The organism is Candidatus Obscuribacterales bacterium, from assembly GCA_036703605.1.
Lineage (GTDB): Bacteria > Cyanobacteriota > Cyanobacteriia > RECH01 > RECH01 > RECH01.
The window spans coordinates 12,847-27,251 of record DATNRH010001108.1 but is presented as its reverse complement, the minus strand read 5'-3'; the positions used below and the strand labels follow the sequence as shown (position 1 = coordinate 27,251).

General features: G+C 54.7%; 9 protein-coding genes. 6 read left to right on the top strand and 3 right to left on the bottom strand.

Going from position 1 to position 14,405, the window contains the following annotated elements:
• Positions 1 to 64 precede the first annotated feature (64 nt).
• Positions 65 to 4,960 carry a hypothetical protein gene (locus V6D20_23075; protein HEY9818663.1) on the bottom strand — a complete coding sequence of 1,632 codons (4,896 nt, stop codon included), beginning with the start codon at positions 4,958 to 4,960 and terminating at the stop codon, positions 65 to 67.
• Between the two features lie 488 nt (positions 4,961 to 5,448).
• On the opposite strand from V6D20_23075, the gene V6D20_23070 reads away from it, so the two are divergent.
• The 5 genes from V6D20_23070 to V6D20_23050 all read left to right on the top strand — a co-directional run bounded on the left by V6D20_23070 (position 5,449) and on the right by V6D20_23050 (position 7,965).
• Positions 5,449 to 5,604 (top strand): hypothetical protein, encoded by a 156-nt coding sequence (locus tag V6D20_23070; GenBank protein ID HEY9818662.1) that lies wholly within the window; start codon positions 5,449 to 5,451, stop codon positions 5,602 to 5,604.
• Positions 5,605 to 5,713: 109 nt separating this feature from the next.
• Positions 5,714 to 6,040, top strand: coding sequence for a 2Fe-2S iron-sulfur cluster-binding protein (locus V6D20_23065; protein HEY9818661.1), 327 nt, complete (start codon positions 5,714 to 5,716; stop codon positions 6,038 to 6,040).
• Positions 6,041 to 6,111: 71 nt separating this feature from the next.
• On the top strand, positions 6,112 to 6,309 hold the full coding sequence (locus V6D20_23060; protein ID HEY9818660.1) for a hypothetical protein: 198 nt from the start codon (positions 6,112 to 6,114) through the stop codon (positions 6,307 to 6,309).
• Positions 6,306 to 7,394 carry a DUF3326 domain-containing protein gene (locus tag V6D20_23055; GenBank protein ID HEY9818659.1) on the top strand — a complete coding sequence of 363 codons (1,089 nt, stop codon included), beginning with the start codon at positions 6,306 to 6,308 and terminating at the stop codon, positions 7,392 to 7,394. Before V6D20_23060 ends, V6D20_23055 begins: the two co-directional genes overlap by 4 nt.
• Positions 7,387 to 7,965: a CPBP family intramembrane glutamic endopeptidase gene (locus V6D20_23050; protein ID HEY9818658.1), complete on the top strand. Its 579-nt coding sequence runs from the start codon at positions 7,387 to 7,389 to the stop codon at positions 7,963 to 7,965. Before V6D20_23055 ends, V6D20_23050 begins: the two co-directional genes overlap by 8 nt.
• A gap of 18 nt (positions 7,966 to 7,983) precedes the next feature.
• Here the strand turns inward: V6D20_23050 and V6D20_23045 are convergent, their stop codons facing one another.
• Positions 7,984 to 9,900, bottom strand: coding sequence for an ABC transporter ATP-binding protein (locus V6D20_23045; GenBank protein HEY9818657.1), 1,917 nt, complete (start codon positions 9,898 to 9,900; stop codon positions 7,984 to 7,986).
• Positions 9,901 to 10,332: 432 nt separating this feature from the next.
• On the opposite strand from V6D20_23045, the gene V6D20_23040 reads away from it, so the two are divergent.
• A complete protein-coding gene (locus V6D20_23040; protein ID HEY9818656.1) occupies positions 10,333 to 11,124 on the top strand; it encodes a hypothetical protein in 792 nt (263 codons plus the stop codon).
• Between the two features lie 50 nt (positions 11,125 to 11,174).
• On the opposite strand, the gene V6D20_23035 is transcribed toward V6D20_23040, so the two are convergent.
• The gene (locus V6D20_23035) at positions 11,175 to 14,354 is read right to left on the bottom strand and encodes an efflux RND transporter permease subunit (GenBank protein ID HEY9818655.1); all 3,180 of its coding nucleotides are present in this window, start codon (positions 14,352 to 14,354) and stop codon (positions 11,175 to 11,177) included.
• Positions 14,355 to 14,405 lie beyond the last annotated feature (51 nt).

The following is a 14,405-nucleotide window of genomic DNA, read 5'->3' as shown; positions in this document are numbered from 1 at the left end:
GTTGTGCCCAGACCATGCCAGTGTGGGAGGGCTTGCGGCTGGTGCGAGAGCAGCGAGTTCCCGATTAGAGAGATGCGCTGCTCTCGGGTTCATGCAAGCCGCCAAGCTGGGGCAAGAAAACCCCATCGGTGTAGATCCAGGCAATGCCAACCGGGTCTAGAAACTGCGACCAGGCCGGGAAGTCAGGCTGGGCTTTACGGCGGTTGATCGTGCTGGGGTTGACATCCAGGCGACGGGCTAGTTCTCGTGCCGTCAGCGATCCATCGGGAGCCGCATCAGAAATGAGGGATTGGTAGGCCTGCCACAGCAACAGCACGGTCACAAACAGCAGCAGCACCACAGCTTCAGGACGATTGAAAACGCTGATCGGTGACTCATCGGCAGCCGGTTCCGCCAGTTCCTTCGGTAGTTTTACGTTATCAAACGCGTCGGGTTCCTGCTGAGAGGTAGGTTGGACAGAACGACTGGGGACAGATACCTCAATCCAGAGAGGACGCTCAGGGCGTTCTGGTGTCCAGGTAGACGAGCTGGCGGTGGGCGGTTTTGGCTGGACTTGAGGTTCGGGGGCGATCGCTTCCCGATCATCCCCCTCGACGCCCTCGTCCACACTCATCCTGTTTTCTGGTGCAGAGTCGTGACGATCGGAGACATCATCATGCTCCAGGTGACCGACCGGCTCATTCACCGTCACAGGCCAGCCTTGCTCAGCAGGCGGATAGATGGGCAGAGCAGCGATCGCCTCTCCAAGGGACATGAGATCGTCATACTCAGTTGATGTAGGCAGACCAAAGTCGTCGTCGAGATCGCCATCGTCGAGATTGTCGTCGTTGAGATCGTCATCGTCGAGATCAGCCGATTCGGTCGTATGAAACGATTCAGACTGGCTGCCGCTCAGGGCATCACTACCATCGTCTAAGGTTGTGTCCTCAGACGCGAGAGCAGCGATCGCATCTCCAAGGGATTCTATAATTTGGGCTCGCTGCTGCAAGAGTTCCGCCTGAGGCGAGGGCAGATCCGCAAGGCTGGGCAGCTTGGTTTCTGCAAAATCCGGCTGCTCCTCTGAGCTGGCTGCACTGGGCTCTAGCAACTCCTCAACAGGGTGATCATCCCGGGGTACCCAGGTATCGTTGATACCATCGACAGGAAAATCAGAGAAGGGCAAGGGTTGACTGGCGTCCTGATCTGGCATAGGACTATTGGCATCAGTCAACGGCAGGTTACCTAAAGCCTCTGGATCCTCAGCATCAATAGACCAGGCATCCAGTGCTTCATCCACCGTATCCGCCTGGGGCCAAACATCCGCCGCTCCACCCAAAGGCTCTGCAGGACTTACAAAAGACGCAGCATCTGCGCTCAGGCTTGCCGTTTCCCTATCGTCCCATTCGCCTTCAACCTCAGACGTTCCTGCCTCGGCCTGCAGCAGAACATTGAGATCGTCTTGGGGCGATGAGTCAGCCCCGGTGTCTCCATCTACATACAGATCCCAGGCCGCGGCGGCGGTGAGATCTGGAGGCGATTCTCCCCCCAAAAACATCGAGTCTAGGTCATCCTCGTACTCAGGACGCTCAACGGCAGGATTGGAGGTCGCGATCGCCTCTTCCCAATGTGCCGACGCAGGATCCTCCACCTCATCACCACCCAGATTATCGTCTCCCCACAGATCACCCTCTGGAAACGAATCGGGTTCATGACCAAAGAGCATCGACTCTAAGCGATCGGTATCGTCATCGTCAAAGGCAGATTCATCCAAACCCTCTAGCGCAGCATCGGCAAACGGATCAGATTCATGAAACTCGGCCTCAAGCTCCGACCATTCATCTAGGTCTGAGACATCGGCAACCGGACTGGTCGCCATTTCATCCAAAGCAGCCAGCACATCATCCACATCCGAGGCGATCGCTGCCTCGGTGGCACGGTCTAGACCAAGTTCTTGATCAGCACCCAAAGACTCAGCGAAGGACTGAGACCTATCGAGGGGTTCATCTACCGTCCCTTCACTGGCAACAGATTCCGATGACGACTCACGGATAAACGCCTCATCATCGAGATCCACATCCATCATCTCAGTCAAGTTCGGAAAGGCGATCGCGTCCTCGGTCTCTCCAGAGATCAAGCTGCTCATGGTGGGAGAGTCCAAGTCTGCTGACCAATCATCTACAGCATCAGTGGAGATATCATTCGCTGGCATTCCTAGGGGATCATCCATCGCAAGGTCTAGGTCATCCAGTCCATCTAACCCCGGTTCCTCAAAGATGAAAGCCTCAAGATCAGAGGTTTCATCACTGGATTCTGTAGCCATATCCAGCTCTTCTAACCCCGGAAATTCTGCTTCCTCCCAGCCTAGATCTTCACGATCACCATACTCGGCTGAGGAAGCTTCCAGACCTAAGTTTGTACTATCTTCCTCCGTTGCCGCAGAATCTTCAAAGACGAAATCTGCAGCGCTAAAGCTTTCCGATGTAGATGCTTCAGGCGTAAAGTCTTCTAAATCCAAACCCTCTGACTCAGGTTCGTCAAAGACTAGATCGTCACTATCAGCGCTCTCTACCAGAGGTTCGTCAAAGACTAAGCTTTCATGGTCTAAATCTTCTAATGCAGGGTCTTCAAAAACTAACTCTTCAGCGCTAAAGCCCTCCGATGCAGATTCTTCAGACGTCAAGTCGTCTAAATCAAAACTCTCCGATGTAGGGTCTTCGAAGCCTAGCTCTTCAGCACTAAAGCCCTCTGATGCGGATTCTTCCGACATCAAATCTTCGAGATCAAAACCCTCAGATGTAGATTCTTCAAAGACTAACTCTTCAGTTTCTAGTCCCTCTGATGCAGAATCTTCAGACATCAAATCTTCTAAATCAAATCCTTCTGCTGCAGGTTCTTCGAAGACTAACTCTTCAGATTCTAGGCTTTCTCCTGCGGAGTCTTCAAAAACCAAATCGTCAGGTTCTAAGCCTTCTAATAGAGGCTCCTCGAAGACCAGGTCTACACTATCCGTTGTCTCTGTCAAAGGTTCATCAAAAACCAGATCGTCAGGCTCTAAACCTGCGATCGCAGACTCCTCAAAAACTAACTCTTCAGTTCCTAGTCCCTCTGATGTAGACTCTTCAGACATCAAGTCTTCTAAATCAAATCCTTCTGCTTCAGATTCTTCGAAGACTAAATCCTCACTATCTAAACTCTCTTCTGCAGATTCGTCAACGATCAAATCGTCAACATCGGTCGAAGATTCTTCCAACATGAAATCTTCAAGATCGAGTCCCTCAGATACAGACTCTTCAACGATGAGATCTTCACTCTGAAGCCCCTCGGTTAGAGATTCTTCGATACTCCAATCTTCTTGATCTAAACCTTCTATTAAAGAGTCTTCAAAGGCGCGATCGCCCCCATCCGCACCCTCATCAGCATCCGCGATCGCGGCATCATCAAACACTAGATCATCCGGATCTGCTGCCTCAGATTGACCCTCATCAAGCTCCGCCCATGCGTTATCTGCCGACTGATCAACCTGATCGGCAAACATCAACGCCTCATCTAGATCGATGGCTTCTGTGGCTTCCTCGGGCCAGACCGATTCTGCGATCGCTTCCTCACCCATCTCAGCTTCTGCATCATCTGCACCGCCAAAGGCGTCTAAGTCAAACTCGTCCATGGACTGAGATTCAGCAGCGATCTCATTGGCAAGCAATAAGTCATCCAGATCGGCATCATCCAAGTCCTCGTTGCCTTCCGATGCATCAGCCGGGGCGGCATCAGGAGCGATCGCCAAATCACCCCAGCCGTGATCTTCAGCCTCTAAGAAACTTGGCTCGGATAGATCGCCATTGGGAAATAGCACCGCTCGCAGCTCGTCGTCCGACGGCATTTCAAAATCTGGCTGCTGCTGGTCAACGGCATCGTCATCCCAGTTGTCGAGCAACTCTTCCATGGCGGCATTGCGCTCTGCCGCATCATCATCCATATCCAGATCTGGGCTATCTTCCGTATCCTGCTCATCGGCTTCGGCGGTCTGCTCCATACCATTTTCAGACAACACGTCAGCCGTATCTAATTGATCGCTCTCAGATGAAGGGGATGGTAGTTGAAAGGGATTTTGTCCCCCTTGGAGATCGCCAAAAGCACCTGTGAGAGCCTCGGGGTTGCCAGAGGTAAACTCTACATCTGTGAAGGCAACGTCATCGATATAGAGGGATACGTCAGCATCTGTTGTGCCCATGACGTCAAAACGACTGAGACTGTCCCACTCACTGTCTTGACGCTCAGCAGCCGTCGGTTCATCTGCAGCCATGCTTGGAGGATTCGCATCATCGTTTGGGATAAAACGTTGATCCGTCAGATTCTGGTCAGAATCATCGGGTGCTTGGGCTGCTTCAGGTGGAAGCGTTGGGAGAACGTAATCGGTGACGGCGTAATCGGTGGCGGTGGCTTGCGTAGGCTCCTCGATCGCTAGATAGTCTTCAGTTTGAGGGATGGCCGAAACTTCCAGATCAGAGGTTGCCTCAAATTGCTCGGATTGGGGCTCGCTGGGCTCGGATAACGATGAGGTTACAGGGTTCGTGGGTTCAGGTGCCATGGGTGGAGGGGCAATGGGCAGATTGTCTGAGATGGCCTCTGCACGATCCTCTGTGTCCTCTGAGCTGTCCCTGGAACTATTCTCTGGGATATCCTCAGCCGGCTCGCTATCCAACAGTACCTTGCTCGTCCAATTAACATGGGGCTGGTGCTGCTGTCGTCCATACACCATAACGGCAGCGACTGCTTCCACCCGAAGCTGAACAAGACTTTGGCGCACGAACGTGGTCATCTTGGCTTGGTCGATGGATCGATCCGACTCAAACAAAATATGTAGATAACCATCTTGGGATGCCACACGGGTGCGAATACCGCGCGATCGCGTGGTGTGGTTCATCAGGCGCTCGATTGCTTTAGGGTCGCCGGTTTGTGCTTGGGCCAGAACGTCTTGAGACATGGTTGATGCCTGAATCATAAACTCAATAAGGGTCTTTCCGATGGCATGACTTACGCTACAAAGCGGTCTGGAAGTCGTTCAAGCATAAACATGATCTCTAAATGGGGCAGATTTAGAGTCGGTGCGTAAGCCTCAGGAGGACGAGATGTGGAGGTTTTGCGAATACCGTGGTGCTATTTAATTGTGTCGCTGCTAGATGGCGGCTCAGCGATTGGCCATGACCCGTAGGTTTAGACTAGCCTAGGGGCAGATACTCATCAGCGAGGCGCGTTCCCTTTGCCCTAGTGTATGTCGGTAACGGGAAATCTGACATCCTAACGGGGCAGACTTGATGATTCAGCCCCTAGCGAGTTCCAATCGGACGAGATGTATCGCTCGCTCCGAAATGCCCTACCGTATATATGGGGCACCTTCAAGGGAACGGTCTCCACCCGGTATAATCCTGAAGCAGCCTACGCTAAGAAATTGTAATGCTAGACCCACAACTTATGATCGGCAAAATTAGCGTGTTAGAACGTAAGCGCGAATCGCTTCTCAAGTTGCTTGAGCAACCTGATTTGGGTACGTTGCGCATTGATGTCAACCAGGCCCTAGAAGAGCTCGACGACCTGATTGACGAACTGAAGCGAACCTTTACGGTCTAACTAAAGCGGCTGAAACCCCCAAACGTTTGGTGCGATCGCTCTGCCCCCGGTGGCAGAGGGTTTTGCTGTTTAAGAGTCACTTTAAAATTCGTTAAACGTTAGTCAAACAATGGCCGAATATACTGTTCAGATTCAACATCAAGGCACAACCTATACGCTGCAAGTGCCCGACCATCAAACCATTTTGTCTAAAGCTTTGGATGAGGGTTTGGAGCTGCCTTCGTCCTGTAATGCTGGAGTTTGTACCACCTGTGCGGCATTGGTGGTCGAAGGTGAGGTTGACCAAAGCGAGGGTATGGGCGTCAGTCCCGATCTGCAAGCCCAAGGCTATGCGCTGCTCTGCTGTTCCTATCCCCGGTCTAACCTGAAGATTGAAACCGAGAAGGAAGATACGGTCTATCACCTACAGTTTGGGCAGTTTCAAAATAAAGCGTAACTGGGATTGGAGCCGATCCCCAGGCAGACAAGCGTTAGATGAACTCTACAGAAGGCGATCGCTAGACTGCTATGGTGACTCAGTTTGTAACGCTAGAACTTCCCCTCGCCTTAGTGCAAGCAGAGCGAGTAATTGCTATTGAGCAGGCCCTAGCTGTTTATGGCGATCCGCTGCGCTGGGCCATTACTCAGGTGGATGCGGATCGTCAGGTGGCGATCGTGGAAGCAGTGGTGATGCAAGCGATCGCCCCTGGGAGGCAAGACGGATGACCCCCATCTCCATGCCTTACACGGCCATGCTGATCGTGCCGACGGGCGTAGGTGCCGCCATCGGTGGCTATGCCGGTGATGCCCTGCCGGTGGCACGAGCGATCGCCCAAGTGGTGGATTGCCTAATTACCCATCCCAATGTGCTCAACGGAGCCCAGCTCTACTGGCCCATCGCCAACGCCCTGTATGTGGAAGGCTATGGGCTCGATCAGGTGGCCTTGGGACGTTGGGGGCTGCGTCCGGTGCAGCAGAATCGCATTGGCCTGGTGTTGGATGCGGGCATTGAACCCGACCTGCGCTGGCGACAGTTGCAGGCGGCGGATGCTGCCCGCGCCACTCTGGGTCTGAGTTTGACTGACTACGTGGTCACCGATGCGCCCCTAGGAGTGTCGCTGCAAACGGCGGACTCGGGGGCCACCTGGGGCACGATTCAACGTCCCGATAGTCTCCTGCGGGCCGTGGAGGCAGCTATCCATCGAGGTGGAGCGGAGGCGATCGCTGTGGTAGCCCGTTTTCCCGATGACGTGGGTAGCGACGCCCTCACCCAGTATCGTCAGGGCCAGGGCGTGGATCCCCTAGCGGGAGCAGAGGCGGTGATCAGCCACCTCGTGGTTAAAACCTTTCGGCTGCCCTGTGCCCATGCGCCGGCTCTCCAACCTCTGCCCTTAGATCCCAGCATTTCTCCTCGCTCAGCGGCAGAGGAACTTGGCTATACCTTTTTGCCCTGCGTGCTGGCTGGTCTAAGCCGCGCCCCGCAGTTTACCGATCGGGTTGATGCGCACAGCATTTGGGCCAACCACATTCAAACTCTGATTGCTCCCGACAGTGCCTGTGGTGGGGCCGCAGTGCTAGGCTTGAGTCAAACAGCCCGGCTGATTACCGTAGGTGACAACTCGACGATGATGCAAGCTTCTCCCGATACCTTGGGGCTTTCCGCCCTGCGGGTGACGTCATACCTGGAAGCCATCGGGGCGATCGCTGCCGAGCGGGCCGGTGTCCATCTCGATGCACTCACGCCCACCTTGTTACCCCTACGTCCGCTATCAAGCCCCCCGTTGTCCACTTCTGAACTGTCCTGTGAGTAAACCGTTGCCTCAAGAGCCAGAGTTTGAACCCCTTAGCCGCATCCAAATCTTGGCGGCCATGGGCGTCACGGCAATCCTATTGCTATTGGTGGCCCGGATCTGGCTTTGGCTAGATGATGGGATGATTTTGGAGGTGCAGCTATCGGTGTCGGCGATCGCCCTCGGTGTGGGCATTGGGCTGGGCATCACGGTGGCCAGCAGTCTGGTGTACCAGCTTTGGCCCGCCTACCAATACAGCGCTGATTTATATCTGAAGCTTGTGCTCAAACCCCTGATCTGGCCTGACCTCGTCTGGCTAGGGATCTTGCCGGGGTTGAGCGAAGAGCTGCTGTTTCGTGGCGTCATGCTACCTGCCCTAGGCTTCAATGGCCTGGCAGTGGTGGTATCCAGCCTTTGCTTTGGTGTGCTGCACTTCAGTGGTGTGCAGCAATGGCCCTATGTGATCTGGGCAACGGCGGTGGGAGCCGTGCTGGGCTTCAGTGCTCTGGAAACCGGCAATCTGCTGATTCCCATCGTGGCCCACATGACTACGAATATGGTGTCGAGCCTGCTGTGGAAGCTCGAAGGTTAATGGGTTTCCCTATGTTTCCTAGCCTTTAACGGCGGTGCGGCGCTGCTCCTGGCGATACTGGATCTGTTCTAGGTTGCCGAGGGGAATGGCGGCAATTAAGCTTTGAGTGTACGGCTTCTGGGGTGATTGATAGATTTGATCAGCAGGGCCTAGTTCTTCGACCTTGCCTTGGTTCATGACCATGATGCGATCGCTCATGAATTTCACCACCCCGAGATCGTGGGAAATGAAGATGTAGGTGAGCCCAAATTCGTCCTGCAGCTCCTTCAGCAGATTCAACACCTGGGCCTGCACAGAAACATCCAGAGCCGAGACCGACTCATCGCAGATGATGAACTTGGGATTGAGGGCCAGCGATCGGGCAATACAGATTCGCTGCCGCTGCCCGCCAGAAAATTCATGGGGATAGCGATCGATGGCATTGGCCTCTAGTCCCACCCGTTCCAGCAAATAGAGAACCCGTTCCCGGCGCTGACGGGCCTGGCGTAGGGTGCCGTGGATGATCATCGGTTCCATAATCGCCGCCCCCACGGTTAAGCGCGGATCGAGGGAGCTGTAAGGATTTTGGAAGACAATTTGCAGCTCGCGCCGCAACATTCGCAGCTCGCGCCCCTGAACGGCTGTGACATCGAGGGCATCGAAGGTGATGCGTCCGCCCATGGAGGGCACCAAGCGCATCAACGCCCGCGCCAGCGTGGTTTTGCCGCAGCCCGATTCTCCCACTAGCCCCAAGGTTTCTCCAGGATAGACATCGAAACTCACCCCATTGACCGCCATCACGTAGCGCTGGGTTTGCCCCAAGAGGCCCCGCACTGGAAAGCCCACCTGTAGGTTTTGCACGGAGAGTAGGGGCGACGATTGGGAGAGACGGGTGAGGCGATCGCTTACCTCGGTATCACTGATCTGTTCCCCAATGCGACTCAGATCCTCTTGAGCCAAGGGTTTTTCCTCTAGGATAGCGACACCGTCGGCACCGTGGGACACCTGCATAAAGTCGGAAACGGTGGGCAAATAGCGCATCCGTCGATCGGGTTGGGGGCGGCAGGTAAGCAGGCCTTTGGTGTAGGGGTGCTGGGGTGCGTCAAAAATATCGACGACGCTGCCCTGCTCGACAATTTTGCCTTGGTACATGACGACGACATCATCGGCAATATCGGCGATGATCCCCAGATCATGGGTAATGAACAGGATAGACATACCTCGGCGATCGCGCAATTCCCGCAGCAAGTCCAGAATCAGAGCCTGCACCGTCACATCTAGCGCCGTCGTGGGTTCGTCGGCAATCAGCAGGGATGGATTGCAGGAAATAGCCATGGCAATCATCACCCGCTGAAGCTGTCCCCCAGATAGCTCATGGGGATAGCGTTTCAAAATCGCCTGCTTTTGCTCAGCGATCGCCTGCATCACCTCTCGATCCGAGGGCGGCGCTGCCCCGATCGCCTGCTGCTGATCGCGGTAGTCTTGGGCCAGGTCTTCATCACTGGCCACCAGCTTCACTTCCTGGAGGAGATTGATGGCACGCCGTCGAGCTTCCGGCTTGGGAACATCTTGGTGTTGCTGGATCATCTCGATCAGCTGAAAACCGCAGGTATACACCGGGTTGAGGCTGCTCATCGGCTCTTGGAAAATCATGGCAATGCGCTCCCCGCGATAGTGGCGCAACTCCTCAGGGGGCAGCGATCGCAGATCCACCGGCTCGGGGCGATCGCCATCCTGAAACCAAATCTCGCCGGAAACCACCTCGCCCGGAGGACTGGGCACTAGACCAATGACAGCCAGGGACGTGACCGATTTTCCAGAGCCAGACTCACCCACGATTCCTAACGTCTGCCCACGTTTGACGGTGAAGGAAATGCCATCGACCGCACGCACCACTTGCTCATCGGTACGAAATTGAACCTGAAGGTTGCGAACGTCAAGAATCGTGTCACTCATGGGTATCGAAGGTAATAAACGAGGTGGGACGATTGTACGGAAGAGGGGAAAGGGGCTCGATGGATCGCTCGATATATCTAAGACAGACCCGCTAGAAATCTATCGGACATGCCGGGGAATAGCATGAAAGAGACTGTAGAGGGTGATAGACAGGGTGGGAGGATGCACCAAGACTAGCCTGGTGTGGGCACTGAACCCTAGAGGTCTCCGTCTAACCGCCTAGGGGTTCGTCCAGACCTCTCCAGTTGAAGACCCCAGTGTCCTTCAATATCCTTCTAGTCCCTAGGAGCACCTAGCTCTCCTAGAGTGCTCTTATTTAGATGGATCTTAGCAGCGTCGGTAAAGTTCCTGCTGTTCATTCACCCACACTGAACGGCGGATGTCATCCCCGCCTCCCCACTTACCTAGGGCAGTGATGCCCAACCCCACGATATGCATTCAGTAAGCGAGCCCGTTCTGTCCTTCGATGATGTACCGTTTTTGGCGGTCAATCAACAGTCTCTATCCTTGGGGACTGTGTTGCGCTACCTGCAATTATCTGGGCGCTTATCGCCACTGCTGCAGGATATTGTCAGTCAACATATTGTGCATCAAGCTATCCAGGCCCAAGATGCCGATCTGCCGGTGAGCGGTGTGGATGTGGAGAGAGCGATCGCTCAGTTTCGGCAGCAGCAAAGGTTGATGTCCGATGAGGCGTTTGCCCGCTGGCTAGGGACGCAGAATATCAGTGTTGAGGTGTTCCGCAAGCGGATAATCCTGACCCTAAAGCTGGAGCAGTTGAAGGACAAGATTGCTGCGCCGGATCTCCTCGCCTGTTTTCAGCAGCAGCAAGGGTTACTCAGTGAAGCAGATCTTTGCTGTATTTTGGCGGTGGATGGGGTGTTGTTGGAAACGATCGCCCAATCCCTGCGCGATCGCTCCCTGACCATCGATCAGGTCATCCAAACCTATGAACGCACAGAGCCCCAGCAGGTGACGGTGCTGCGCGGGCTGATCCCAATTGCCCAATTGCCGGAGGACGTGCGATCGCCGGTGATGACTGTTCCCCTAGGTACCCTGATTGGCCCAATCCTGGTCGGTCAACAGTGGACACTACTGCAGGTGGAAAATCGAGTGACGGCGCAGTTGACGACGCAGGTGCGTCAAGCGTTACAACATCAGCTTTTTCAGCGATGGCTGGCCCAACAGCTTAACCAAGTTGCCGTCACCCTCGGCCCAGTCTAGACCGGCAGGCGGCGATCGCCCCCCTCGCCACGCCGCCAACACCTGGCCGATTAACGAAGCCGCTTCATGAGGCGATCACTGGCCAGGGAGATGACAATATACAGCACCGGCACCACAAAGAGGCTCAGGAACGTGGCGATGAACATGCCGCCAAAGACCGTGGTACCCAGAGACTGACGGCTAGCGGCCCCAGCTCCGGTGGCGATGGTCAGAGGGAAGATACCCAGCAGAGTGGAAAAGGCGGTCATCAAAATGGGTCGTAGGCGATCTCGGGAGGCTTCCAGGGCCGCCTTGGTAATCGACATGCCCCGTTCGCGCAGTTGATTGGCAAACTCCACAATCAAAATAGAGTTTTTGCTCGACAGACCAATCAACATCACCAAACCAATCTGGCAATAAAGATCATTTTCCAAACCGCGCAGGGCCTGGGCCGAGAGCGCGCCTAGGACGGCTAGGGGCACCGCCAGGAGAATGATCAGGGGATCCAGGTAGTTTTCATACTGGGCGGCTAGGACAAGAAAGACAAAGACGAGCCCTAATCCAAAAATCAGGGGCGCTTGTCCGCCAGATTCAATCTCTTCTCGGGAGGTACCGGCCCATTCATAGCCGAAGCCAGGAGGAAGCTGGGCGGCTAACTCTTCCACGCGGTCAATCGCATCTCCTGAACTATAGCCAGGGGCAGGCGATCCAGAAATCTCAATCGATCGAAACAGGTTGAAGTGGTTAATGGTCTGGGCACCGGTGGTCGATTCGATATCAATCAGCGAACTGATGGGGATCATCTCACCGGCTTGCGATCGCACGTAGATTTGCTCAATATCCTCAGGGCTCGATCGAAACTGTTGATCAGCCTGCACATAGACCCGATAGTTGCGTTGCCCCAAGGTGAAGTCATTCACGTAGCGGGAGCCGATCGCTGTTTCTAGGGTGCTGAAAATATCGTCAATGTTGACGCCGAGCGCTTTCGCCGTATTGCGATCGACGTTGACCAAAAACTGGGGTGAATTCGCCGAAAATGTGGTGAAGACCGCCTGCAGGCCAGGAGTTTGGTTAGCCTGCCCTAGGAACTGGCCCGTGGTGGCCAGCAAATCATCCAGAGGGCCGCTACCCCGACGATCCTGGAGCTGGAAGTTAAATCCACCAAATTGTCCTAACCCCTGAATGGTAGGGGGATTTACGGGAAAGACCCTCGCTTCCGTAATTTGGGAGAATGTGCCAAACAGTTGCCCAATGATGGCTGACGCCGATTGACCGGGGCCCGTCCGCTCTTTCCAAGGCGTCAGGGTAGAAAACACAATCCCGCTGTTGGCAGTGCTGCCGCTGAAGCTAAAACCTCCCACGGCAAAGGTGGCCACCACTTCAGGAATTTGCAAAATCTCGTCCTCAATCTGGGTCAGCACATCGCTAGTGTAGTTGAGCGAGACACCTTCCGGGGCCTGCACAATGGTGATGAAGTAGCCTTGGTCTTCCTCCGGCAAGAAGGCACTGGGCACGCTGGTGTAGACGAGAGCCGTGAGCCCCAGCAGCACAATGAAGAGACCCACCATGAAGCTGCGCACCCGCACCAGCCGCCCTAGGAAACTACGATAATTCCGCTGGGTGCCATCTAGGAAACGATTGAAGCGCTGGAAGATGTGGCCGAGCCAGCCCTCATCATGGCGATCGGGTCTGAGCAACAGAGCCCCGAGGGCTGGGGTCAGGGTCAGGGCTAAGAAGGTGGAAACGGTAATCGAAAAGGCAATGGTGAGGGCAAATTGGCGGTAGAGGGCTCCGGTGGTGCCTGGGAAGAAGGCCACGGGAATGAACACGGCCATCAACACCAGGGAGGTGGCCACTACCGCTCCCGTCAACTCCCGCATGGATTCAATGGCCGCCTCCACAGGCGGTAGTCCCTCGTCTTGAATCAGACGACTGATATTTTCCACCACAATGATGGCGTCATCCACCACCATGCCTGTCGCCAAGGTCAACCCAAACAGGGTGAGGCTGTTGATGGAAAAGCCAAACAGGTTGACGAAGATGAAGGTGCCGATCAGGGCGGTTGGAATAGTAATGGCGGGAATCAGCGTGGTGCGCCAGTTTTGCAGAAAGATGAAAATCACGATTACCACCAGGGCGATCGCAATCAGCAGCGTCCACACCACCTCAGAAAGGGATTCTTCGACATACAGCGTAGTATCAAAGGCAATTTGGTAGCGCATCCCTGGCGGAAAGGTTTGGGACAACCGCTCTAGCTCTGCCTTGATCGCCCTGGAAACCTCTAGGGCATTGCTGCCAGGAAGCTGCACGATCCCTAACCCCACAGCCTCCTGTCCTCGAAATCGCAGGAAGGTGCTGTAGTCTTCTGCTCCCAGTTCTGCCCGCCCCACATCACCAAGACGCACTAATGTACCGTCATCCTCCCGTTTCACAACTAGGTTCTCAAATTCCGATACATCCGTTAAACGGCTGACGGCACGCAGGTCAATTTGATACTGTTGTCCATCATCTAAGGGAGGTTGACCAATGCGTCCAATCCCGGTTTGCAGGTTTTGCTCATTAATAGCATTCACTACATCGTCGGGCGTCAGTCCCCGAGATGCTAAGCGGTTGGGATCAAGCCAGATACGCATGGCATATTGGCGTTCCCCAAAAATGATTACATTGCCAATACCGGGAATGCGCCGTAGGGCATCCACCATATACAGGTCGGTGTAGTTGCTGAGGAATACGTCATCATACTCACCATTCTCAGCAAACAGCCCGATCGCCATTAGAAAGTTGCTGTTTTCCTTATTGACCGTCACCCCAGTACGCTGAACGCTTTCCGGTAGGCGCGGCTGGGCTGAAGATACGCGGTTTTGTACATCCACCGCAGCAATATCGGGATCGCGATCGGATTCAAAGGTAACGGTGATGGACGTGGTGCCACTGTTACTGCTGCTGGAGGTCATGTAGCGCAGTCCTTCAACCCCGTTGATTTCACGCTCCAAGACGTTGGTGACGCTACTTTCTACCACTTCCGCATTAGCACCGGTGTAGTTGGCCTGCACCGTCACCTGGGTGGGACTAATGTCAGGATATTGGGCGATGGGCAGAGTGGGAATGCTGATCAACCCGACGAGTAACACAATGAACGCACAGACGGAGGAAAAGACTGGGCGTTTGATGAAGAAGTTGGCAAACATGGGCTGATGGAGGAAGAGGAACGAAGGTGAATCGGTCTCAGGCTCAGCAGAAGAGAACAGCAAAGAGCGGGAAGGTTGCGCGAACCGTAAGCTCCTAGGGTCTGAGGATATTGG

What these genes read in the sequence shown, in the direction of transcription:
- V6D20_23075 (HEY9818663.1), bottom strand. Translation starts at nt 4,960, where the DNA reads ATGTCTCAAGACGTTCTGGCCCAAGCACAAACCGGCGACCCTAAAGCA.
- V6D20_23070 (HEY9818662.1), top strand. Translation starts at nt 5,449, where the DNA reads ATGATCGGCAAAATTAGCGTGTTAGAACGTAAGCGCGAATCGCTTCTC.
- V6D20_23065 (HEY9818661.1), top strand. Translation starts at nt 5,714, where the DNA reads ATGGCCGAATATACTGTTCAGATTCAACATCAAGGCACAACCTATACG.
- V6D20_23060 (HEY9818660.1), top strand. Translation starts at nt 6,112, where the DNA reads ATGGTGACTCAGTTTGTAACGCTAGAACTTCCCCTCGCCTTAGTGCAA.
- V6D20_23055 (HEY9818659.1), top strand. Translation starts at nt 6,306, where the DNA reads ATGACCCCCATCTCCATGCCTTACACGGCCATGCTGATCGTGCCGACG.
- V6D20_23045 (HEY9818657.1), bottom strand. Translation starts at nt 9,900, where the DNA reads ATGAGTGACACGATTCTTGACGTTCGCAACCTTCAGGTTCAATTTCGT.
- V6D20_23040 (HEY9818656.1), top strand. Translation starts at nt 10,333, where the DNA reads ATGCATTCAGTAAGCGAGCCCGTTCTGTCCTTCGATGATGTACCGTTT.